The organism is Bradyrhizobium genosp. P (assembly GCF_049949265.1).
GTDB lineage: Bacteria > Pseudomonadota > Alphaproteobacteria > Rhizobiales > Xanthobacteraceae > Bradyrhizobium.
The window spans coordinates 9,869,580-9,891,780 of the sequence record NZ_CP188195.1; the positions used below are offsets into that span (position 1 = coordinate 9,869,580).

Consider the following 22,201-nt stretch of genomic DNA (forward strand, 5'->3'; position numbering starts at 1 on the left):
GGAACTCAGCTAATACAGCGCAATTCCACGCGAAAGTGACATTTATTCACCACCCGCGAGCAGCGATCCGTGACGCTTGGCGCTGCGCAAAAGGGCAAGGAAGACCGCAAAAGATGCAGCGAACAGGATCGCGTTGATGACCAGCGCATCGATCATGAGCTCAGCGCGGAAGACGTGATCGATCAGAAGCGAACGCATGCCCTCGAACACATAGGTCGGCGGCAAGGCCCAGGCGGCATATTGCAGCCAGACCGGCAGCACCGCGACCGGGTAATAGATGCAGGCAAGCGGCATCACCGCGAACATCAGCGTCCAGACGATGCTTTCGGCGCCGAGCCCATTGCGCAACACGAGGCCTGACGCGAACACGCCGACCGACCAGCTCGTGAAGATCAAATTGCAGAAGAACAGGATCAGGGGCAGCCCGATGGCGTAGAAGTTGAAGCCGAAAAAGAACAGTGCCATCAGCGTCATCGGGATCACGCCGATGGCGAGCCGGATCAGGCTCATGATCATCAGCGAAAGCAGGAACTCGATCGGCCTCAGCGGGCTCATCATCAGGTTGCCGAGATTGCGCGACCACATCTCTTCCAGGAACGAGATCGAGAAACCGAGCTGACCGCGGAACAGGATGTCCCACAGGATCACGGCGCCGATCAGCGAGCCGCCCGCCCTGGCGAAAAATCCTGAAGTTTGCGAGATGTAGGTTTGCAGGAAGCCCCAAGTGATGATCTGCAATGTCGGCCAGTAGATCAGCTCCAGGAGCCGCGGCCATGACGATATCAGGAGATACCAATAGCGTAGCACCATCGCGTTGATGCGATGCAGCGATATCCCGCTGACCTGGCGGCTCACGATCTCGCTCATGACGCGCCCTCCCGCACCCGGCCACGCGCAACGTCGAGAAACACCTCTTCCAGCGTGTCGCGGTTGTAGCGCGCCATGATGCGCTCGGGACTGTCGTCATCCTGGATCTTGCCGCGCTTCAAGATGATGACCCGGTCGCAGAGACGCTCGACCTCCAGCATGTTGTGCGATGCGAGCAGGATGGTCGCGTTATGGGTCTTGCGATAGGTCTCGAGATGCTGCCGCACCCAATCGGCCGTGTCAGGGTCGAGCGACGCCGTCGGCTCGTCCAGCAGCAGCAGATCCGGCTCGTTGATCAGCGCCTTCGCCAGCGCGACCCGCGTTTTCTGCCCGGCGGAGAGCTTTCCGTTGGCGCGGTCGAGGAACTCCTTCAGGTCGAGATCGGCGGCAAGCTGGTCGATCCGTTCGCGCAAACGCTTCACGGCATAAAGGCGACCGAAGATCGTCAGGTTCTGCCGCACCGTGAGCCGCATCGGCATGTCGACATAGGGGCTCTCGAAATTCATCCGGCCAAGCACATCATAGCTCTGCTCGGGGATTTTCGCGCCCAGCACCTCGACGCAGCCCGAGGTCGGCAGCACCAGACCCATGATCATCGCGATAGTCGTGGTCTTGCCGGCGCCATTGCCGCCGAGCAGGCCGGTGATGCTGCCGCGCGCAATGCGGAACGAGACGTCATCGACCGCGCGGGTGGTCTTGTACAACTTGACCAGACGCGCGACATCGATTGCGGCCGATCCATTCAAGTCGGTCGCATGCGCCTGCAGATCGGCCTCTGTCGTTTGTAGATCGGGCGGCTGCCCCTGACCTGTCTCGTTCTGTTGCATGATGGCCGTTCCTTGAGCCATTGCGACAATAAGCGCAAGACTTGCGCCGCACCATTGAGCTTGAGCGTTTTCGAGCGAAGTCGCGAATTTGTGCGCCGCCCACACCACAGCTAAAGTCCCTGACATGACCGACGTCGCCGCTTCCGATTTCCGCCAGCCACGCAGCTTTGTCCGCCTGGATACGATTCTGCGGCTGCGCTGGCTGGCCGCGCTCGGCCAGCTCGTCGCGATCTTCGTCGTCGCCCAGGGGCTGGAATTCGATGTTCCGATTATCCCGTGCGTATGTATCGTCGCCTTCTCCGCACTGCTCAATCTGGCGCTGCAGATCGCCATCAATCCGATGCAGCGGCTGGCGCCGGACCATGCCGCAGCGTTGCTCGCGCTCAACATCGTCGAGCTCGCGGCGCTGCTTTATTTCACCGGCGGCCTGCAGAACCCGTTCTCGTTCCTGTTCCTCGCGCCGGTGCTGATCTCGGCCACGGTGCTGCCGGTCCGCTTGACCATTGCGCTTGGCTGCCTTGCGGTCGCCTGTGCCTCGGCACTGTTCTTCTACCATCTGCCGCTGCCATGGGACGCCGACGATCCGCTGGTGCTGCCGCCGATCTATCTGCTCGGCGTCTGGCTTTCGATCCTGCTCGCAATCGGCGTCACCAGCCTCTATGCGTTTCAGGTGACCGAGGAAGCGCGCCAGCTCTCCGATGCGCTGGCCGCAACCGAATTGGTATTGACGCGCGAACAGCATCTGACTCAGCTCGACGGCCTTGCTGCCGCCGCCGCGCACGAACTCGGCACGCCGCTGTCGACGATCTTCCTGATCTCGCGCGAGCTCGAGAAGACAGCCCATGACCCAAGCCTCACGAGCGACCTGAAGACCCTCCGCGAGCAGGCGCAACGCTGTCGCGATATCCTGAGCAAGATCGCCCAATTGTCCTCGAGCGGCGCACCGTTCGACAACATGAAGCTGTCGACGCTGATCGAGGAGGCGGTAGCGCCGCATCGCGACTTCGGTGTCGACATCAAGGTGCGGCTTGCTGTCGCAGCCACGCGTGAGCCGGTCGCAGCCCGCAATCCGGCGATCCTTTATGGCGTCGGAAACATCCTCGAAAATGCCGTCGATTTCGCACACCAGACCGTCGAGGTGAATGCATGGTGGAATGCAGAGACCGTTGAGATTGTTATCTCGGACGACGGTCCTGGCATTGCGCCTGATATGCTGAAACGGATCGGGGAACCCTATTTGTCGCGCCGCCGCAGCGCAGATGAAGCCCAAGACGCCCGCGGAGGCCTCGGTCTCGGCGTTTTCATCGCGCGGACGCTGCTCGAACGCACCGGTGCCAAGGTCTCATTCAGCAACCGCGTCTTTCCCGATCACGGCGCCGTGGTGCAGATTGTCTGGCCGCGCGACCGCTTTGTGGAAGCCGCGCCGGACACCGAGGCTGCCTCCTAAGAACGGTTCTCAAACGCGTCTCTGGCGCATCTTTGGCATTAAGGATGCAGCCACCTCGACTTTAGGCTGCCTTGGCAGTGTCGCAGTGCCATCCCATATAATGAGTGTCTGACACAGGGAAAATGGACCGTGAACGCCATCGCCGAACTGACTGATCACACCGACCGATCGCTCCTCATCGTCGAGGACGACAAGCCGTTCCTGGAGCGCCTGTCGCGCGCCATGGAGACGCGCGGCTTCACGGTGAAGTCATGCGATAGCGTGTCCGATGGTCTGGCCGAGATCGGCCGCTCTGCGCCCGCATTCGCGGTCGTCGACCTCAGGCTCGGTGACGGCAACGGCCTCGATGTCGTCTCGGCGCTGAAGCGCAAACGGCCCGAGGCGCGCGCGATCGTGCTGACCGGCTATGGCAACATCGCAACCGCCGTCACCGCGGTGAAGATGGGCGCCGTCGATTATCTCTCGAAGCCGGCCGACGCCGATGACGTCGTCGCAGCGCTGCTGGCGAGTGGCACCGACAAGTCCGAGCTTCCGACCAATCCGATGTCCGCGGATCGCGTGCGCTGGGAACACATCCAGCGCATCTACGAAATGTGCAACCGCAACGTCTCAGAAACCGCACGTCGCCTCAACATGCACCGCCGCACGCTGCAGCGCATTTTGGCCAAGCGCGCGCCGCGGTAAGCGTAGTCCGTAGGTGGGTGGAGCGAAGCGATACCCACCAACTTCGTGCAACGAGGTTTGCACGCGATGGGTATCGCTTCGTTCCACCCATCCTACGGCATCGAGTTTCTAAAACTCGCCGTGCCCCTGTGGATCGACCAGCCGGTTGATTCGCTGCGCCGCCGCGATCGCAAACCGCACCGTCATCGCCTTGCGCGTCGGCGCCGGCAGCCGATGCTCCGGCGCCTCGCAATGCAGATGGGCGCCATAGGCATCGGCGATGATCAATCCCGTATCGGCGGGAAATATCTCGCACGGCAGATCCTGCGTGAAGGCAAAGAACAGCCGGTCGCAATGCATCCGGTAGTCCTGCCATTTCTGGTCGGCGCGCAGATCCTCCACTGACGACTTGATCTCGACGATCCAGATTTCGCCGCGCTCGTTCAGCGCGACCAGATCGGCGCGCCTTCCGGACGGCAGCGGCAATTCGCTGATGCAGGAAAATCCCAGCGATCTCAGAAGCCTTGCCGTGCCGCGCGCGATCGCAAGCGCGGTCTCCGACTGGCGTCGGTCGGGCACAGGGACAAGCGCGATCTGGCGGGCGGGCGATTCCATGAGGCCGAGACTAACCGATTCCGCGACACCTGCCCAACAGGTGATAAGGGCGGGAACTCTGGAGTTCCTTGCCGCTTATCTCACCGCCGCTGCGATGGGCGGACCAATGGGGCTGCCTCGTGATCGATGATCTCTGGTACAAGAACGGGGTGATCTATTGCCTCTCCGTCGGCACCTACATGGATGCCAATGGCGATGGAGTCGGCGATTTCCAGGGTCTGCTGCGGCGCCTGGACTATCTGCACGGGCTCGGGATCACCGCGATATGGCTGATGCCGTTTCAACCCTCGCCCTGCAAGGACGACGGTTATGACATCTCGGACTATTACGGCGTCGATCCGCGTTACGGGACGCTCGGTGACTTCGTCGAATTCACCCATGGCTGCCAGCAGCGCGGCATCCGCGTGATCATCGATCTCGTGGTCAACCACACCTCGGACCAGCATGGCTGGTTTCAGTCGGCGCGCAGTTCAAAGGATTCGCCCTATCGCGACTGGTATGTCTGGGCGGACAAGCGGCCCGCCAGCGCCAACACCGGCATGGTGTTTCCCGGCGTGCAGAAATCGACATGGACTCGCGACAAGATGGCAGGCGCCTGGTACTTCCACCGCTTCTACGATTTCCAGCCCGACCTCAACACGTCGAACCCGCACGTGCAGGCCGAGATCCTCAAGATCATGGGCTTCTGGATCCAGCTTGGCGTCTCCGGTTTCCGCATGGATGCAGTGCCCTTTGTGATTGCAACCAAGGGCGCGACGGTCCGCAAGCCGGTCGAGCAATACGGCATGCTGCGAACGTTCCGCGAATTCCTGCAATGGCGCCAAGGCAACGCGATCATCCTTGCTGAAGCCAACGTGCTGCCCGAAACGGACATGGAGTATTTCGGAGACGACGGCGATCGGATGCAGATGATGTTCAATTTCCACGTCAATCAGCATCTGTTCTACGCGATGGCATCCGCCGACTCGCGGCCGCTGGCGAAGGCGCTGACGGCGACCAAGCCGCGGCCTGCAACGGCGCAATGGGGCCTGTTTCTGCGCAATCATGATGAGCTCGACCTCGGCCGCCTCACCAAGGCGCAGCAAGAGACGGTATTCAAGGCGTTCGGCCCGGACAAGAACATGCAGCTCTATGACCGCGGCATCCGCCGACGCCTCGCACCGATGCTTGGCGGCGACCGGCGGCGTCTGGAACTGGCCTACAGCCTGCTCTGTACGCTCCCCGGCACACCCGTGATCCGCTACGGCGACGAGATCGGCATGGGCGACAATTTCGACCTGCCCGAACGCAACTGTGCGCGCACGCCGATGCAATGGTCGACCGAGCCCCACGCAGGCTTTACCGAGAGCGATCGACCTTGCTCGCCGGTGATCGACAAGGGCGCATACGGCTATGAGCACGTCAATGCCGCAAAGCAGCGGCGTGATCCCAATTCGCTGATGAACTGGACCGAGCGCATCATCCGCATGCGCAAGGAGGTGCCCGAGGTCGGTTGGGGCGATTTCAGGATCATCGCGACCCGTGATCCCGCCGTGCTGGTGATCCGTTACGACTGGCGCAACAACTCGGTGCTGTTCATACACAATCTCGCCGAGGAGCCGCGCGAGGTCTCATTTGCAGTCGGGCTTCCCGGTGAATCCGGCAAGCATCTGGTCAATGTCCTGAGCGAGGATCACAGCCGCGCCGATGCGCGCGGTCGTCACAGACTGCTGGTCGAGGGCTACGGCTACCGCTGGTACCGGGTCGGCGGACTAGACTATCTGCTCAAGCGCAGTGACATCGACACGAAGCCACCGCGCACGTCCCGTCAGTCCTCCTGAGGCGGCCCGAGGATCACGCCTTCATTGGCGCGCAGATCGAGCACGCCTTCGATTCTTTCGCCTTGCCGGTCCATCAAGGTCGACAGCAGGACCTCATTGCTGAATCCGATCGCGCTGGAGGTGATGGCCGCAGGCGCTGCGCCAAAATTCAGTGCGATGACCGCAACGCCCTCGGCGCTGCGTCGCCGGTAGAGCAGAACGTCGCCCTGCGCCGCCACCGGCTCATAGCTGCCACGGACGAGCTGCGGCAGGCGTCGCCGCAGCGCGATCAGCGCCTTGTAGAGGTTCAGGATCGACGCCCTGTCCGCCTCCAGGCTCGCGACATTGTCGCTGGCGAAGTCGTGCGCCAGCGGCAGCCATGGCTTGACGCTCGAGAAACCCGCGTAGGGTTCGGCGCTCCATTGCATCGGCGTGCGGCAGCCGTCGCGGCCGACGCCGATACCCGGAACGTTCTTCTCGAAGGGATCGCGAACCTGGTCCGGCGCGATCGGCACCTGGCGCATACCGATCTCGTCGCCGTAATAGAGCGTCGGCGTGCCGCGCAGCGTCAGCAGCAGCATCGCGGCGACCGGCGCCTGTGCCGGACCGACCCGGCTTGCGACCCGCGGCCGGTCGTGATTGCCGAGCACCCAGTTCGGCCAGGCGCCCGATGGCAGCGTCTTTTCGTAGTCGGCGATGATCTGCTCGACCGAACGCGCGCTCCACAAGGTCGACAGCAGCGCGAAATTGAACGGCATCTGCGCGCCGCTGAGATCGTTGCCGTAATAGGCGACGAGCCGGTGCAGCGGCAGATAGACCTCGCCAATCAGCACGCGATTGTCGAATTCCTCGGTGACGCGGCGCATCTCGGTGATGACGGCATGCACCTCCGGCTGGTCGGTCGAATATCGCGTCAGGATTCGCTCATGCGGCGGCCGGCCCTCGCGGTAGTGCGGGTTCGGCGGATTGTCGCGGAAGTCGGCGTCCTTGATCAGGTGCCAGATCACATCGACGCGGAAGCCGTCGACGCCCTTGCCGAGCCAGAACCGCATCACATCGTAGATCGCCCGTCTGACTTCGGGATTGCGCCAGTTCAGGTCAGGCTGCTGGGCGAGGAAGGCGTGATAGTAATACTGGCCTGACGCCTCGTCATATTGCCACGCGCTGCCGCCGAATTCGGACAGCCAGTTGTTGGGCACCCCACCATCCGACGCCGGATCCCGCCAGATGTACCAGTCGCGCTTCGGATTCTCGCGCGAACTCTTCGCCTCGATGAACCAGGAATGCTGGTCGGAAGTGTGGTTCGGCACCAGATCGAGGATCAGCTTGAGGCCGGAATCGTGGGCGGCCGCAACCAGCCGGTCGAAATCCTCCATCGTCCCGAACAGCGGATCGATGCCGGTGTAGTCGGAGATGTCGTAGCCGAAATCGGCCATCGGCGACGGGAAGATCGGCGATAGCCAGACCGCATCGACGCCAAGCCGCGTCAGATAGGGCAGCCGCGCGATGATCCCCCTGAGATCGCCGACGCCGTCGCCATCGCTATCCTCGAACGAGCGCGGATAGACCTGATAGAAAATCCCGTGCCGCCACCAGTCCCTGTCGCCCTGATCCATCCCGCTCCCCGACTCATAATCCGGCCCGAGCAAGGTAACGCCCGATGACGCCAGCTGGTTCACGGATGACGCACAATTGGGGACGGAAAGATGACGGTCTCAGTGCCGGGTCATGGCGATTTGATAGATCGCGATCACGACCTCGAACAAGATCAGGAAGACGATGATCAGCTCCAGCCGCAGCGAACGGCTGGTGTCGATGATGTCGGTCAGGACTTGCGCGGTCTCGGCGACGACCGTGAGCTTGCGGTTCAGCGATTCCGCCCGCTCCTTCAATTCGTATTCATCCTCGAGCCGGGAATAGAGCCGCTCCAGCTGCGGCTTATCCCAGAGGATGTCGGGCTTTTCCGAAATCTCGACCGGGCCGGCGACGCGGTGCCGCACCGACAGCGCATTGCCGATGTGCTTGAGAATCGCGATCCGGCCGCCATAGATCCGCCCGCTCTTCGCCAGATCGCGCGCGAACGGCTCGGTGGTGTCGAACACGGCGGCGACCTCGCGCTCATGCCGTGCCAGCACCACGCTCTTGGCCAGCGCCTCGCCGACCAGGATCAACCGCTCCGGCGACAGGCTTTGCAGATAGATCGGACCACCAGGCGGGATCTGATCCTCCTTCTCCGCGGCGAGTTCGATGATCGCGATCTCCTCCTCCCGCCGCGCGAATGGACCGGTCATGCGCGACTGCAGCCCGCGCAGGAATTCATCCTCCTCCAGCGCGTTGAGGCCGATCAACACGACGACGCCGTAACGGAACAGGATGGCGACACCGTTGTCATTGACACGGAACGCCAGCGGCGTGGTCGCCAGCACGTCGCCGCGCTCGAGGCCGGACGTGCTGATGCGGTCCGCGACAAAGAAGGCGCGGGCGGTGGTCCGGGGCCCGCCGAGTGGCGATTTGGAAGTCTGGGTCATGGACGTCGGGACTGCGGGGGCCAATTCTGTCATCACAAGTCTATCACGGTCTGTTTTGGGATCACACGCCGGGCGCTGCGCGTTTGTCCGTGTTGACGGCTATTTTGGGAAGCCTATGGTGCCCTCATGGATGACACAACCGAAACCAAACCGAAGGCCGGCGCGATCATCGTACCGGTGACGCTGTTCGAGCAGAACTGCACCATCATCTGGCACGAGCCGACCAAGAAGGCCGTCGTGATCGACCCCGGCGGGGACGTGCCGAAGATCCAGGCGGCGATCAAGCAGACCGGCGTGACGGTCGAGAAGATCTGGCTGACCCACGGCCATATCGATCATGTCGGCGGAGCCGCCGAATTGCGCGACGCGCTGCAGGTCAAGATCGAGGGCCCGCATATCGCGGACAAGTACCTGCTCGAAAACGTGGTCTCGAGCGGCGAGCGCTTCGGCATGACCGGGGTACGCAATTTCGGTCCGGACCGCTGGCTTGACGAGGGCGACCAGGTCTCGATCGGCGACCTCACCTTCGACATCCTGCATTGCCCCGGTCATTCGCCGGGCAGCGTGGTGTTCTTTAACAAAGAGCTGCGCTTCGCCCATGTCGGCGACGTCCTGTTCGCCGGCTCGGTCGGGCGCACCGACCTGCCCGGCGGCAGTCATCCCACTCTGATCCAATCGATCAAGGAGAAGCTGCTGCCGCTCGGCGACGATGTCGGCTTCATCTGCGGCCATGGCGCCGGATCGAGCATCGGCCAGGAGCGGATGACGAACCCGTTCCTGACCGGCGAGATGTGAGCGCGCCGCGCTTCATCTCACCTGTTATTTCGTCAGCCTTTATTTCATCAGCCTCTATTTCATCAGCCCTGCGGCGGTCAGCGCCCGCGCGATGATGCGGCCGACATTGACGCTGTTGCTTCGTGACTTCCCCGGCTGGCTGCTGCTGCGGCCGGGCTTCGTCGCCGGCTCAGGCTCCGCGGCAGGCACCGGAATCGTCATTGAGATCGTGTCGGCGCGCTCGCGCGGAATTCCCGTCGGTGCGATGTGCGGCTGACGGATCTGATCGGTCAGGCCGAAAAATTCGGCGATGTGGTACGACGAGGAGATTCCGGCCTCGATCAGGAACGCGCCCTCCACGCCATAACGCTCGTCGTTGTCGGCAAGCCCGAGCGGCGTGCCATGGGCCATGTCGGTGATGCTGTAGGATTCGACCAGCGTCTCGCCATCCGCATTCCACCAGACCTCACGGGGATAGCCGTCGACGTCGGCCTTCGACATTGCCGCGAGCGGCAGGCCGTGAACGTCGAGCCATTGCCGGACGATCGCGTCGGCATTGGCGGGGCTGACGGTGCGGTCGGCGCTGCCGTGCCACACCGAAATCTTCGGCCAGGCACCGTCGTGCTTCGAGGCCTTGCGAACGAGATCGCCGAGTTCGGGCGCGGCCAGCGCGCTGCCCTGCATCATGGTCTGCAGTGCCTCGCGCAGATTGGTGGCGACGCCGTACGGCAGGCCGGCGATGATGGCACCGCCCGCGAACACATCCGGATAGGTCGCGAGCATGACGGATGCCATCGCGCCGCCGGCGGACAGACCCGTCACATAGATGCGCCGCGGATCGATGTCGTGCGCGCCGGCCATGTACGCAATCATCTGGCGGATCGAGGAGGCTTCGCCGTGACCACGCGCGATGTCCTCGGGATCGAACCAGTTGAAGCAGGTGTTGCCGTTGTTGGACGACTGCTGTTCCGGCATCAGCAACGCGAAGCCATAATGCCTCGCAAGCGTCGACCAGCCGGCGCCGAGATCATAGCCCGCGGCCGTCTGGCCGCAGCCATGCAGCACGATGACGAGCGAGGGCGACCGCGCGAGCTGCGCGGGCACAAACGAGAACATCTTCAGTGCGCCGGGATTGGCGCCGAATTCGGACGTCTCGACGAGCGGTGTCGGCGCGGCCGGCGCAAATACGCCGAGGCCGTTGAACCCGTTCATCTTCGGCAGATGACGCATAAATTCGACGTTGTTGATCAGGGACAACAGCAACTCCTGGGGTGATCTATTCCTCTGTGTCACCCGATCAGATAATTGCTGCACTGCGAAATGAAAAGGCTGTGTGCTGTCTTTCCCTGCTGAAATGTGAGAATTGGAGTTAACGCGTGATCGGCGCTGAGGCGCGCTGGGATCGGCTGAAATAGTTGCTCTAGCACCTTGTTTGAGCATGAACTTTCGAAATCAACGCGCCACTCGTCTCCGAATTCATGTGCTGGCGCGGCGCATCCATGACAGAAATACGGCTGAAATCGCAATCGACAGCACAAACAATGCGCATGCCGCAAACAACGCCAAGCGTGCTGAAATAGCAGTCTCGACGGCGAAGAAAACCGCACCGACCGTCGCAACACCGGCCGCATTGCCGATCTGTGCGGTGGTGCCGTACATGCCGGAGCCCGCGCCGGCGCTTGCCGGCTTCACGCTCGACAGCACGGCGCTCGACAATGGCGCCATCACCAGCCCCTGACCGTAGCCGAAGATCATCAGCACCAGCGCAAGCAATAACGCCGATGGCGCCGCGACGGTCTCCACAATGGCCACCAGCACGGCGAGACCGACGATCTGCAGGCAGCAGCCCTCGATCAACACCCGAGTGCCGCGGTGTTTCGCCCGCGCGCCACTGTGGCGCGAGGCAGCCACGAAAGTCAGCGTCAGCGGCACGAACACCAGCCCCGCCTGCAGCGGCAGAATCTGCAGGCCCTTCTGCATGAACATCGTCATGATCAGGTAGAAGGACAAATTGGCGAAGAAGAAGAAAAACGCCGCGACCAGTCCTCGCATGAAGGCAGCATCTGCCAGCAGCGACAAATCGATCAGCGGCATGCCGCCACGGCGCGCGACGGCGCGCTCCAGCCGCACGAACGCCGCGATGATCGCAACCCCCGCCGCCATCACCAGCCACACCGACGCCGACCAATTCAGATCATGGCCGAACAGCAACGGCCCGATCAGGGACAGCAAGCCTGCGAACAGCACCACGGCGCCGGGAATGTCGAGCCGCGTGCCGGCGTGGCGCGGGACCGTCGGCATGATCCTCAGCGCCGCTGCGATGATGACGGCGCCACAGGGCACGTTGACAAAGAACACCGCGCGCCAGCCGAGGCCGGCGAGATCGAGCGTCACCAATGCGCCGCCGAACATGAAGCCCGCCGCGCCCGCAAGCCCCAGCACGATGCCGTAGATGCCGAACGCCCGCGCGCGGGCGCTATCGGCGAACAACAGATGCAGCGTCGCCAGCACCTGCGGCACCATCAGCGCCGCGGTTGCGCCCTGTGCCAGCCGCGCGAGAATAAGCTCCGGGCCGGATTGCGCCAGACCGCACCACAGCGAAGTTATCGAGAAGCCGGCGACGCCGGCGATGAACACGTTCCTGGTGCCGTGGATGTCGCCGAGCCTGCCGCCGGTCACCACCAGCGTGGCATAGGCGATCAGGTAGATCGCGATCACGGCCTCGATCTGCGCCGCCGTCGCATGCAGCTCCGCCGCGATCGTCGGGATCGCGACGTTGACGATGAAGGCGTCGACCCCGAACATAAATTGCGCGGCGACGACGATCGCAAGCACCCACCAGCGGCGGGATGAATCCACCGGCGTCGAAACGATCTGATGCATGCGATGCGGTCCTGCTCCAAATAGCGTTCCAGTCGACATCAGCAGACCCCGGTCATCGCTTCGATTACCCCGGAGGTAAGCGATCGTTCACGAGCGCGTCAGACCGGACCGCCCGCCCGGACACTGGGCTCTGCACCGCAATTTGCGTTGACGCGCTGGGAAACATTCCGGACGGCGGCAAACAGCGCCGATTTGCGCAACAACCATGCGGACGCCGCAGTCTCGAAGCATTGCCTTGCCCCGGCCCACCCCGTAGGTTGGCGGAAAGCTCAAGATAACAACCAAGACAACAATAATCCGGAGAAAACGACCAATGGCGCGCCTCAAATTCGGAGCCTTCCTCGCCCCGCATCACCCGATCGGCGAGCATCCGATGCTGCAATTCCGCCGCGACCTCGACTTCGTCGACCAGCTCGACGCACTCGGCTACGACGAATTCTGGTGCGGCGAGCACCATTCGTCGGGCTGGGAAACCATTGCCTCGCCGGAGATGTTTCTGGCCGCCGCCGGCGAGCGTACCAAGCGCATCAAGCTCGGCACCGGCGTGATCTCGCTGCCCTATCACCATCCCTTCAACGTCGCCCAGCGCATGGTGCAGCTCGACCACATGACCGGCGGCCGCGCCATCTTCGGCTCCGGCCCCGGCGCGCTCGCTTCCGACGCGCACACGCTCGGCATCGACCCGATGACGCAGCGCGACCGTCAGGACGAGGCGATCGCGGTGATCCGCCGGCTGTTCAACGGCGAGCGCGTCACCGCGAAGACCGCCTGGTTCGAGATGAACGATGCCGCGCTGCAGATCCTGCCGCTGCAGGAAGACATGCCGTTCGTAGTGGCTTCGCAGATCTCGCCGTCGGGCATGACGCTGGCCGGGAAATACGGCATCGGCATCATCTCGCTCGGTTCGATGTCGACGCAGGGCCTGATGGCGCTGCCGCAGCAATGGCAATTCGCCGAGGACGCCGCCAAGAAGGCCGGCACCACGGTGAGTCGGTCGAACTGGCGCGTGCTGCTGTCGTGGCACGTCGCCGAGACGCGCGAGCAGGCGCGGCGCGAGGCCGGCGCCGGCCTGATGCGCTGGCACAACGAGTATAATGTCGGGACCCTGATGCGGCCGGGCCTGACGGCGTTCTCTTCGCCCGACGAAGCCGTCGACAAGACCGCGTTCGTCGACGGCGCGGCCTCCACGATCGGCACGCCCGACGATCTCGTGAAGATGATCAAGAACCTGGTCGACGTCTCCGGCGGCGTCGGCACCATCGTCGGCTTCGCACATGACTGGGGCAATCCGGAAAACACCCGCCGCAGCTGGGACATGGTCGCGCGCTACGTGATTCCCGAAATCAACGGCTATATCGACAGCCTGCGCAAGTCGCGCCAGTTCGTGATCGACAACCGCGCGGTGTTCGAGCGTGCCGGACAGGCTGTCATGGCCAAGATCATGGAAAACGACAAGGCCGCCGCCGCGCTCCAGCAAACCGGCCCCGGCCGCGTCGCGATCCCGGCCGTGAATGCGCCGGATCTGCAAAAAGCAGCCGCGAAGCAGAAGGCGTGATCTATGCGCCTTGCCTAAGGGAAGTGGAATGAGCGCGACACATCCACAGCTGTCGTCCCTGCGAAAGCAGGGACCCATAATCACAGGGTTGTGTTTTGAAGCGAGCTGTGGCCCCAGCGCTGCGCAACAATGACCATCGGTGTTTATGGGTCCCGGGTCGCGCTTCGCTTGCCCGGGACGACAGCGAATATGTTGCGCCACTTGTGAGTCATACATTCGCATTCTCGCGACGTGAATCGCCCGAGCTTTGCATTTCGTTTGCCCTCTCATCTTGCAGAGGGCGCAGGGAAAGCCGGGTGCCGATCGCACCCATGGGCCCGGTGCAACAAAAAGCACCGGGGTAGGACCACAGGTGTAACCGGGAACTCCGGCTTTCCCTGCGCGATGGGTTACGGCTTATACGTGCTCTCCCCGGTGAGCGCTTTGTTGCCACCGTCGCCCCTGAGAAGCGTCAGCTTCTCACGGACTTTCTGCCTGCATTGCAGCGTCAGGACCACACGACTTCGCCGTCCGCTTCATGCGCGCTCGTCTGTCGCGCATGTTGCGTCCACCGCATCTCACCGCGCGCTGGTGACGTTGCGCAACGCCCCTCTCATCGGGTGAGACGGGCGGATTTATACACTGAGTTGCACTTCTGATAAAACGAAATATTTTTGATGCGGGGGCTTGCCCCGTCGGGCAAATCAGTGATTGGCGTGTGAGGCAGCCACCGATGGAAGGGTTCCCTCCCCCTCTTGTCCGCCGTAGCCTTGGCGAAGGCGGATGCGGGAGAGGAAGCCTGAGCTGTGTGCTCACCTCACGAGATGCGAGGGCACCGCCGCCAACCATCCGCGCTACTTCCCGTAATAATCCTGCACGGTGTCCCAGGCGGTCTGCTGCAGGAATGCTGCGGTCGGGGCGTCGAGGCCGGCGTGATAGGTGTTGCCCACCGGCGATTTGCCGGTCAGTGCCGCAAACACCACGCAGGATGCGAGATAGGTGCCGGCGAGCGAGGGATGGCGACGGTCGGGCGCGTGCAGCACCAGTTCGGGCTGCTTCTCATGCGCGCGGGCAAAGGCAAGGCCTGCGGGGATCACCAGCGCGTCGTTGTCGTTGCCGGCGATGGTATAGGCTTCGGCGAGTTGAGCGGTCATCTCCGGCTTGTCGGCATAGGCCCATGACATGAAGAAGATCGGCCGGGCGCCGTGCTTGCGCACGATGTCCGCGTCCTTTTTCGCATATTCGGTGAACACCGGCTTCAGCGTCGGATGGATCGGGCACTGGCTGCAATCCATCATAACGGCGGCATCGAACAGCTTGCCCGGCTTGTTGAAGACCACGACGTTGTTTTCGTCGAATGAGTATTTGCCGATCGCGTCGGGCCGGAAATAGCTCTCGACATCGTGCCAGTCGAGGCCGGAGCCGCCGATCGTGACCATGGTGTCGCGATAATCCTGCTTGTGCCCGGGATCGTCAGCTTTTTGCAGCAGCGTGACATGCCCCGGCAGGCCATTGTTGTAATAGAAAAAGCTGTTGCCGATGAAAATCGTGCTCTTCGGGTAGTCCGGTCCGAGCGTCGTGATCTTCGGCCTGGTCGACGTCTGCGCCGTGGCAGATCCAACGGCCATGCAGCCCAATGTGAGCGCAATCACAAATGCACGAACCGACATGACCGTTTCTCCCATGACAGTTTCTCCCTTGCAGCCTCATTTTCTGCCAATCTAGCACGGTCTTGTTGCGCGTCATTGGCGCTTTGCAGATGGCTGGCAAAAGGTTATTTACCGAACACGGCTAAGCGATAGCGTCCCAACCGGAGCAATGGCCATGTCGATGCAAAGTGTGGCGCCCACCTCCTACGCGTTCACGCCGCCCAAGCGCAATTCGCTGACTCATATTCCGGGCGACGAAGGCTGGCCGATCATCGGCAAGACGCTGGAGGTGCTGGCCGACCCGAAGGGACATATCGAGCGGAACGCCGAGAAATACGGGCTGTGCTACCGCAGCCATCTGTTCGGCGAAACCAGCATCGTGCTGCTCGGGCCAGAGGCCAACGAGCTCGTGATGTTCGACCAGGCCAAGCAGTTCTCCTCCGAGCATGGCTGGGGCCGCATCCTCGGCCTGCTGTTCCCGCGCGGCCTGATGCTGCGCGATTTCGAGGAGCATCGTATCCATCGCCGGGCCCTGTCGTTCGCGTTCAAGAGCGAGCCGATGAAGTCCTATTTCACCGAACTCGACAAGGGTATCGCGGCGCGCGTGGCGCAATGGAAGACAAGACCCGGCGAGATGCTGATCTATCCGGCGATGAAGCAGCTCACGCTCGACCTCGCGGCAACGTCGTTCCTCGGCGCCGATATCGGGCCTGAGGTCGACGAGATCAACCGCGCTTTCGTCGACATGGTGGCCGCGGCCGTGGCGCCGATCCGAAAGCCGCTGCCCGGCACGCAGATGGCGCGCGGAGTCCGAGGCCGCAAGCGCATCATCGCCTATTTCGCCCAGCAGATTCCGATCCGGCGCGCCAAGGGCGGCGGCGACGATCTGTTCTCCCACCTCTGCCAGGCGACCCACGAGGATGGCGCCCTGCTTTCCGAACAGGACATCATCGATCACATGAGCTTCCTGATGATGGCCGCGCACGACACGCTGACCTCGTCGCTGACCTCGTTCGTCGGCGAACTCGCCGCCCATCCCGACTGGCAGCGGAAACTGCGCGACGAGGTCGACGCACTCGGAGTTGCTGTCGGCGACCCCACCAGCCTCATTCATCTCAACGCGATGCCGCTGACGGACATGGCCTTCAAGGAAGCGCTGCGGCTGAAGCCGCCGGTGCCGTCGATGCCGCGGCGCGCTGTGCGCGACTTCTCGTTCAGGGGTTACGCGATTCCCGCCGGCACCATGGTCGGCGTCAATCCGCTGTTCACCCATCACATGAAGGACATCTGGCCCGACGCGGCACAGTTCAATCCGGCGCGCTTCACCGACGACGCACAGCGCGGCCGCCATCGCTTCGCCTGGGTGCCGTTCGGCGGCGGCGCGCATATGTGCCTCGGCCTGCACTTCGCCAACATGCAGGCCAAGTGCTTTGTCCGGCACTTCGTGCAGAATCTCGAAGTGTCGCTGCCATCAGGCTACAAGGCCGACTGGCAGATGTGGCCGATCCCGAAGCCGCGCGACGGCCTGCGGGTGATGATGAAGCCGGCGTAAATCCGCAAGGTGGGCAAAGGCGCATCGCGCCGTGCCCACCGTTCACGCTGTGCTCGATGCGATGGTGGTGGGCACGCTTCGCTTTGCCCACCCTACGCTCTAAGCTCCAGCCGCAGCCGCCGCTCCGATCCCCACCACCTCGATGCCGTCGGCGCGGCCGCGGATCGGCAGGGTCCCGAGTTCGTGGACGGGAAACGGCGGTGCCGCGGCGAAGCGAGCCATGGCTGCGCGCGAGGCGAGGAATCCGCCATCGACCTTGCGGCTCAATTCTTCCAGCCGCGCTGCGGTGTTCATGACGTCGCCATTGAAGACGATGGCCGGCTTGACGTCGCCGATCTCGCCGACAATGACAGGTCCGAAATGCAGGCTGCCGCGGATCTGCGGTGCTGCACCGAACTCGCGTTCGAACTGCGGCGCCGCCTTTTGCAGCGCGCGGCGCATCGCCACGAAGCATTTGAGCGGCCGGCAATCGACGGCACCGGACTGCTCCGGCCAGGTCACGATCACCTCGTCGCCGATATAGTTCAGCACCTCGCCGCGATAATCGACGACCGATTCGGTGAGCAGGCGAAAGATGCGATCGAGAAAGCGGTGAATGCCAATGCCGCCGAGCCGCTCGGCCAGCCCGGTGGATCCGGCGATGTCGACGAACAGCACGAAGCGGTTTTCCTCGACCGGCGAATGGTAGCGGCCTGAGACGAAGTTCAAGAATACGCGCGGACCGATCAGGTTGGCGATGCTGAAGCCCAGGTTCAGGACCACGGAGATCACCGCCGAATAGGCGATGCTGCGCCAGAAATCCTCGATCGACGTTTGCAACTCCAAGCCGGCAGCACGCTCGCCGACCTGAAGCAACTGGATGGCAATGATGAAGACGGCATAGATCGTGCTCCGGACGGCCAGAAGCGCAACCAGCGGCAAGCGGCGGAGCCGCTCCGAGTCTTGCAGGATGAACAACTCGACGCCGCCGATCACCACGCAGGTCACGAAGGCGTAGGCAAGCGCCGCGATCAGCTGCGGTCCTGTGTGGCGGCCCTGCACGAGGTTGACCACAACGCTTGCCAGCGCGCCGGCCACGATGATGGCGACGAGATAGCGCAGCTGTCGCTCAAGCTTCGCGCTCATGGCTTGCGTCCTTGTCGGGTACGGCTATCCCGCGCCCTGATCGAATGCCTTGCGTAGCGCAACATAGCCAGCCTGCTGCTGCGTCCAGTTGCGGCCGCCGGTGATGGCACCGTCGACGACGAGGTCGTGGCCGTTGATGAAGCTCGACTCGTCGCTCGCCAGGAACACCGCGGCATGCGCGATGTCGTCGGGCAGGCCCGCGCGCGGAATCGGCTGCGCCGCCTTGTAGATCTCGCGCATCACCGCCGGGGTCTTTTCGGCGGCCTCGGTCGACAATCCGAGTGCCTTGCCGAAAATGCCGGTGGCGATCGCGCCGGGCGAGATCGAGTTGACGCGGATACCGTCCTCGCCGAGCTCCATCGCGACGCATTTGGTGAAATGAATCACGGCGGCCTTGGCCGCCCCATAGACCATCGACGAGGAGAAACCGGCGAGCCGTCCAGCGATGCTGCCATTGTTGATGATGCTGCCAGAACCCTGTTTGCGCATGTAGGGCGCGGCATGCTTCATGCCGAGCATCACGCTGCGCAGCAGCGTGGCCATCGCCGCGTCGAACCGCCCGACATCGAGGCCCTCGATGCCCCCGGTCTGCGCCGGGCCTCCGGCATTGTTGAACAGGCAGTCGATTTGGCCGAACCTGTCGACCGCGAGCGCGATCAGCGCCTGCATCTGGTCCTCGACCGTGACGTCGGTCTGGCGAAACAGGCAGGATGCGCCGAGTTGCTTCGCCAGTGCCTCGCCTTCCGCCGCGCGGCGGCCCGCGATCACGACCTTCGCGCCCTCGGCGACGAAGACTTCCGCCGTGCGCAATCCGATGCCGCTGGTCGCTCCGGTGATTACCGCGACCTTGCCGTCCAGCCATCCCATTTCGATTCCCCAGCCCAGTTCGATTGCCCGGGATATTCCCTGCCCGTCCCGGACAACGCAAGGACAGCTGGGCTCGCATTCGGCACCCGCGCGGGTCCGGCTGTGGCCGGAAGGACACAACTGAAGGTTTTCGGTCGCAGCGGCCTTATTTTGGGTCCGCTGATCACGTGAAGTAACAGCTGATGACGAAGGTGATCGACGAATTCAAGCGGGGTTGGCAGGGCATTTCCCAGCCCTCGACGCTTTTCGCGGGCGGTTTTGCGCTGTTCTGTCTCGCTTTGGCCACGGCTGCCCGCTTTGGGCTCGCCCAGATCAGGCCGGATGTGTTCTTCACGCCGTATTTCCCGGCCGTGTTCTTCGCCACCGCCTACGGCGGCTTCCGGGTCGGGATCGCTACGGCGCTTGCCAGCGGCGCGCTCGGCGTCGTCGTCAATTTCAGCGATACAAGCGTCGATCCCGCCCGCTTTGCGCTCTTGATGATTTTCTGGGCGGTGTGCGGCATCGCGATCTGGGGCGTCGAGCACTACCGCTCGATGGTCGCGCAGCAACGCGAGATCGCCCAGCGGCTGATCGAGGAGGAGCAATACCGCAAGATGGTGGTCGACGAGTTGCAGCACCGGCTGAAGAACAAGTCCTCGACCATTCATGCCGTGCTGCATCAGGCACTGCAGGACCGGCCCGACGTCTGGGACCGCATCGATCACCGCATCCGCGCGCTGTCGGCGACCGACGATCTGATCACACGGGTCGACGGCTATGGCTGCGATATCAAGGATCTGCTGCGCTCGGAACTCGGGCCTTACGGCCATGTGCGGTTCAACCTCAATGGCGAGCAATTGTTCTTGCCCGCCAAACTCGCGGTGTCGCTGGCGCTGATCTTCCACGAACTCGCCACCAACGCCGGCAAATACGGCGCCTTCTCCTCGCCGCGCGGGTTCCTCCAGGTGTCGTGGACGGTGGGCGACGGCCGCCTCAATGTGATCTGGGATGAAACCGAGGGGCCGGCGATCGAGGTGATCGGCGAAGCGGGCTTCGGCACCAAGCTCTTGACGTCGGCGTTGCGTCCATTCGACGGCAGAACCGAGATCAGCTACCTGAAGACCGGCATTCACTGCACCATGCAGTGCCGGCTTCCTGCCAGCTGAGAGCCTGATCGCCGCGACGCCGCGCATTGAGACTCTGTTAATGACGATTGCCGACGGCCAACGAAGCCCACAGCTCTCTCAGGCTGTCACGGCTTTTCTCAGTTCCGCTTAACCAAAACTACAACGGACTTTGCCAAGCTTCGTGCATGCATAGTCTCACCAAACACGATTTTCAGTCCGGCGCGTTAGCGGCCGGAAATGAAGGCAATTCCAGCAATGAATTGCAAATTTTGCGCGATCTTCTCCGCCTGCTGCCCTCAGGCGTGACCGTTCAGGACGAGCACGGCGAATTCATCCTGGTTAACGAAGCAGCCGCCGCACAATTGCAGCTCGCCGCCGGCGCCAGCCAGCCGACGCAAGTCGACGACCGCCAGGAGACCTGCCTCGAGCTACTGCGCAGCGGCAGCCCGGTGGTGCTCGAAGAGGCGCTGACGTGTGGCGCGTCCAAGCATGTGTTCCTCACCTCGCACCGGCCGGTGCAGATCGCCGGGCGCAACCTGTTGGTCTCGGCGTCGGCCGACATCTCGGACCAGAAGGCATTCGAGGACGAGCTGTTCCGTTCCGCCTATTACGACGAGCTGACCGACCTGCCGACGCGCCGGGTGATCGAGCATCGCGTCAACGGCCTGATCGGTCGCAACGGACTGCAGGCGCGTTTCGGCCTTGCCTTCCTCGACATCGACAATTTCAAGCACATCAACGACTATTACGGCCACGCGATCGGCGATGCGCTGCTGGTCGAACTTTCCAAGCGGCTTGGACACGCCCTGCGCGACACCGACATCCTGTCGCGCATCTCGGGCGACGAGTTCCTGCTGCTGCTGAACCCGATCAACGGCGATCACGAGGTCGCCGAATTCATCCAGATGATGCAGGAGCGGCTGAAGGCACCGTTCTTCATCGACGATTCGGAGATCTTCGCTTCGACCTCGGTCGGCGTCAGCCTGTATCCCGAGCACGGCCGGAACTACGAGGTGCTGCGGCAGAACGCCGACATCGCGATGTACCGGGTCAAGCACAATGGCAAGGGCTCCACCGCGTTCTTCGACGACAGCATGGAACGCGAGGCGCTGGCGCGGATGAAGGTCGAGCAGTCGCTGCGGCTCGCGATCCTGGAGAAGCGCTTCTGCTGCGCGTTTCAGCCCAAAGTCGACATCCGCACCCAGGAGGTCAAGGGCATCGAGGCATTGGTGCGGCTGCGCGACGACGATGGCGTGATCCAGGCGCCCGGCACCTTCATCAACCTCGCCGTCGAACTCGGGCTGATCGACGAGCTGACGCATCTGGTGCTGGCGGAGATCGTCAAGTCGATCGACCTGATCAACGAGACGTTCGGCCCGACCACGACGATCAGCATGAACGTCGCGGCCAAGCAGGCGGCCAATCCCGAATTCATGCGCTCGTTCGCCCGCGCGATCGAGGACACTGGATTTGCCAGGCGTTTCATGATCGAGGTGACCGAGGACGCCTTCATCACCAAATCGCAATTCCAGGACCAGATCCTGCCGATGCTGCGCCAGATCGGCGTTGGCATCTCGATCGACGATTTCGGCATCGGCTATTCGTCGCTGTCGGCACTCGCCGACATCACCGCCGACGAGATCAAGATCGACCGCTCCTTCATCACCGACATCCACAAGCGGCCGCGCAGCCAGGGCATCCTGCGCGCGATCGAATCGTTGAGCGAGGCGCTCGGCATGACCGTGATCGCCGAGGGCATCGAATCCTATGAGGAGCTCGCCTATCTGCAGGCGGCGTCCAAGATCCGCTATGCGCAGGGCTACTATTTCGCGAGGCCGATCTTCCTCGAGGATCTGAAGCCCGCGACGCCGCAGACCAGCGAGACGCGCGGCAGCCTGGCCGCCCGCCCGGCCCAGGAGAGCCGCGCCGGCTATTCGCGCGCCAGCACCTATCGCCGGTAGGGTT

Annotated in this window: 18 protein-coding genes; 8 read left to right on the forward strand and 10 right to left on the reverse strand. The window is 63.2% G+C overall.

What is annotated here, in order from left to right; genetic code table 11:
* Window positions 1–42: 42 nt before the first annotated feature.
* Together ACP2YO_RS47445 and ACP2YO_RS47450 are read right to left on the reverse strand one after the other, a co-directional pair.
* A complete protein-coding gene (locus ACP2YO_RS47445; protein WP_426438001.1) occupies window positions 43–867 on the reverse strand; it encodes an ABC transporter permease in 825 nt (274 codons plus the stop codon).
* Window positions 864–1,694, reverse strand: a complete 831-nt coding sequence (locus ACP2YO_RS47450; RefSeq protein ID WP_426438002.1) for an ABC transporter ATP-binding protein — start codon at window positions 1,692–1,694, stop codon at window positions 864–866. Before ACP2YO_RS47450 ends, ACP2YO_RS47445 begins: the two co-directional genes overlap by 4 nt.
* Before the next feature lie 124 nt (window positions 1,695–1,818).
* On the opposite strand from ACP2YO_RS47450, the gene ACP2YO_RS47455 reads away from it, so the two are divergent.
* Together ACP2YO_RS47455 and ACP2YO_RS47460 are read left to right on the forward strand one after the other, a co-directional pair.
* Complete coding sequence (locus ACP2YO_RS47455; protein ID WP_426438003.1) at window positions 1,819–3,141, forward strand: ActS/PrrB/RegB family redox-sensitive histidine kinase; 1,323 nt, start codon at window positions 1,819–1,821, stop codon at window positions 3,139–3,141.
* Between the two features lie 129 nt (window positions 3,142–3,270).
* A complete protein-coding gene (locus tag ACP2YO_RS47460) occupies window positions 3,271–3,825 on the forward strand; it encodes an ActR/PrrA/RegA family redox response regulator transcription factor (protein WP_426438004.1) in 555 nt (184 codons plus the stop codon).
* Between the two features lie 108 nt (window positions 3,826–3,933).
* Here ACP2YO_RS47460 and ACP2YO_RS47465 read toward each other — a convergent pair whose 3' ends face one another.
* A complete protein-coding gene (locus ACP2YO_RS47465; protein WP_426438005.1) occupies window positions 3,934–4,419 on the reverse strand; it encodes an MmcB family DNA repair protein in 486 nt (161 codons plus the stop codon).
* 119 nt (window positions 4,420–4,538) lie between these two features.
* On the opposite strand from ACP2YO_RS47465, the gene ACP2YO_RS47470 reads away from it, so the two are divergent.
* Entirely contained in the window at window positions 4,539–6,239 is a 1,701-nt protein-coding gene (locus ACP2YO_RS47470) for an alpha-amylase family protein (RefSeq protein ID WP_426443493.1), read from the forward strand.
* On the opposite strand, the gene ACP2YO_RS47475 is transcribed toward ACP2YO_RS47470, so the two are convergent.
* On the reverse strand, window positions 6,227–7,834 hold the full coding sequence (locus ACP2YO_RS47475; protein WP_426438006.1) for an alpha-amylase family glycosyl hydrolase: 1,608 nt from the start codon (window positions 7,832–7,834) through the stop codon (window positions 6,227–6,229). The genes ACP2YO_RS47470 and ACP2YO_RS47475 overlap by 13 nt on opposite strands.
* Before the next feature lie 99 nt (window positions 7,835–7,933).
* Window positions 7,934–8,746: an RMD1 family protein gene (locus tag ACP2YO_RS47480; RefSeq protein WP_426438007.1), complete on the reverse strand. Its 813-nt coding sequence runs from the start codon at window positions 8,744–8,746 to the stop codon at window positions 7,934–7,936.
* 126 nt (window positions 8,747–8,872) lie between these two features.
* Here ACP2YO_RS47480 and ACP2YO_RS47485 point away from each other — a divergent pair, with 126 nt between their 5' ends.
* Window positions 8,873–9,541 carry an MBL fold metallo-hydrolase gene (locus ACP2YO_RS47485; protein WP_426438008.1) on the forward strand — a complete coding sequence of 223 codons (669 nt, stop codon included), beginning with the start codon at window positions 8,873–8,875 and terminating at the stop codon, window positions 9,539–9,541.
* Window positions 9,542–9,595: 54 nt separating this feature from the next.
* Here ACP2YO_RS47485 and ACP2YO_RS47490 read toward each other — a convergent pair whose 3' ends face one another.
* Both ACP2YO_RS47490 and ACP2YO_RS47495 read right to left on the reverse strand, forming a co-directional pair.
* Entirely contained in the window at window positions 9,596–10,777 is a 1,182-nt protein-coding gene (locus ACP2YO_RS47490; protein ID WP_426438009.1) for an extracellular catalytic domain type 1 short-chain-length polyhydroxyalkanoate depolymerase, read from the reverse strand.
* A gap of 219 nt (window positions 10,778–10,996) precedes the next feature.
* On the reverse strand, window positions 10,997–12,403 hold the full coding sequence (locus tag ACP2YO_RS47495; protein WP_426438010.1) for an MFS transporter: 1,407 nt from the start codon (window positions 12,401–12,403) through the stop codon (window positions 10,997–10,999).
* Window positions 12,404–12,716: 313 nt separating this feature from the next.
* Between ACP2YO_RS47495 and ACP2YO_RS47500 the strand changes: the two genes are divergently transcribed.
* The gene (locus ACP2YO_RS47500; protein ID WP_426438011.1) at window positions 12,717–13,958 is read left to right on the forward strand and encodes an LLM class flavin-dependent oxidoreductase; all 1,242 of its coding nucleotides are present in this window, start codon (window positions 12,717–12,719) and stop codon (window positions 13,956–13,958) included.
* 833 nt (window positions 13,959–14,791) lie between these two features.
* On the opposite strand, the gene ACP2YO_RS47505 is transcribed toward ACP2YO_RS47500, so the two are convergent.
* Complete coding sequence (locus ACP2YO_RS47505; protein ID WP_426438012.1) at window positions 14,792–15,622, reverse strand: DUF4886 domain-containing protein; 831 nt, start codon at window positions 15,620–15,622, stop codon at window positions 14,792–14,794.
* A 139-nt stretch (window positions 15,623–15,761) separates the two neighbouring features.
* On the opposite strand from ACP2YO_RS47505, the gene ACP2YO_RS47510 reads away from it, so the two are divergent.
* Window positions 15,762–17,138, forward strand: coding sequence for a cytochrome P450 (locus tag ACP2YO_RS47510; RefSeq protein WP_426438013.1), 1,377 nt, complete (start codon window positions 15,762–15,764; stop codon window positions 17,136–17,138).
* Window positions 17,139–17,237: 99 nt separating this feature from the next.
* Here ACP2YO_RS47510 and ACP2YO_RS47515 read toward each other — a convergent pair whose 3' ends face one another.
* Both ACP2YO_RS47515 and ACP2YO_RS47520 read right to left on the reverse strand, forming a co-directional pair.
* Window positions 17,238–18,263 carry an adenylate/guanylate cyclase domain-containing protein gene (locus ACP2YO_RS47515; protein ID WP_426438014.1) on the reverse strand — a complete coding sequence of 342 codons (1,026 nt, stop codon included), beginning with the start codon at window positions 18,261–18,263 and terminating at the stop codon, window positions 17,238–17,240.
* A gap of 24 nt (window positions 18,264–18,287) precedes the next feature.
* Window positions 18,288–19,130, reverse strand: coding sequence for an SDR family NAD(P)-dependent oxidoreductase (locus ACP2YO_RS47520; RefSeq protein ID WP_426438015.1), 843 nt, complete (start codon window positions 19,128–19,130; stop codon window positions 18,288–18,290).
* Between the two features lie 182 nt (window positions 19,131–19,312).
* Here ACP2YO_RS47520 and ACP2YO_RS47525 point away from each other — a divergent pair, with 182 nt between their 5' ends.
* Entirely contained in the window at window positions 19,313–20,275 is a 963-nt protein-coding gene (locus ACP2YO_RS47525) for a sensor histidine kinase (RefSeq protein WP_426438016.1), read from the forward strand.
* A 146-nt stretch (window positions 20,276–20,421) separates the two neighbouring features.
* Window positions 20,422–22,197 carry a putative bifunctional diguanylate cyclase/phosphodiesterase gene (locus ACP2YO_RS47530; RefSeq protein WP_426438017.1) on the forward strand — a complete coding sequence of 592 codons (1,776 nt, stop codon included), beginning with the start codon at window positions 20,422–20,424 and terminating at the stop codon, window positions 22,195–22,197.
* Window positions 22,198–22,201 lie beyond the last annotated feature (4 nt).

Coding starts and splice junctions, on each gene's coding strand:
- ACP2YO_RS47445 (WP_426438001.1), bottom strand. CDS start 867: ATGAGCGAGATCGTGAGCCGCCAGGTCAGCGGGATATCGCTGCATCGC.
- ACP2YO_RS47450 (WP_426438002.1), bottom strand. CDS start 1,694: ATGCAACAGAACGAGACAGGTCAGGGGCAGCCGCCCGATCTACAAACG.
- ACP2YO_RS47455 (WP_426438003.1), top strand. CDS start 1,819: ATGACCGACGTCGCCGCTTCCGATTTCCGCCAGCCACGCAGCTTTGTC.
- ACP2YO_RS47465 (WP_426438005.1), bottom strand. CDS start 4,419: ATGGAATCGCCCGCCCGCCAGATCGCGCTTGTCCCTGTGCCCGACCGA.
- ACP2YO_RS47475 (WP_426438006.1), bottom strand. CDS start 7,834: ATGGATCAGGGCGACAGGGACTGGTGGCGGCACGGGATTTTCTATCAG.
- ACP2YO_RS47480 (WP_426438007.1), bottom strand. CDS start 8,746: ATGACCCAGACTTCCAAATCGCCACTCGGCGGGCCCCGGACCACCGCC.
- ACP2YO_RS47485 (WP_426438008.1), top strand. CDS start 8,873: ATGGATGACACAACCGAAACCAAACCGAAGGCCGGCGCGATCATCGTA.
- ACP2YO_RS47495 (WP_426438010.1), bottom strand. CDS start 12,403: ATGCATCAGATCGTTTCGACGCCGGTGGATTCATCCCGCCGCTGGTGG.
- ACP2YO_RS47500 (WP_426438011.1), top strand. CDS start 12,717: ATGGCGCGCCTCAAATTCGGAGCCTTCCTCGCCCCGCATCACCCGATC.
- ACP2YO_RS47505 (WP_426438012.1), bottom strand. CDS start 15,622: ATGGGAGAAACGGTCATGTCGGTTCGTGCATTTGTGATTGCGCTCACA.
- ACP2YO_RS47510 (WP_426438013.1), top strand. CDS start 15,762: ATGTCGATGCAAAGTGTGGCGCCCACCTCCTACGCGTTCACGCCGCCC.
- ACP2YO_RS47515 (WP_426438014.1), bottom strand. CDS start 18,263: ATGAGCGCGAAGCTTGAGCGACAGCTGCGCTATCTCGTCGCCATCATC.
- ACP2YO_RS47520 (WP_426438015.1), bottom strand. CDS start 19,130: ATGGGATGGCTGGACGGCAAGGTCGCGGTAATCACCGGAGCGACCAGC.
- ACP2YO_RS47525 (WP_426438016.1), top strand. CDS start 19,313: ATGACGAAGGTGATCGACGAATTCAAGCGGGGTTGGCAGGGCATTTCC.
- ACP2YO_RS47530 (WP_426438017.1), top strand. CDS start 20,422: ATGCATAGTCTCACCAAACACGATTTTCAGTCCGGCGCGTTAGCGGCC.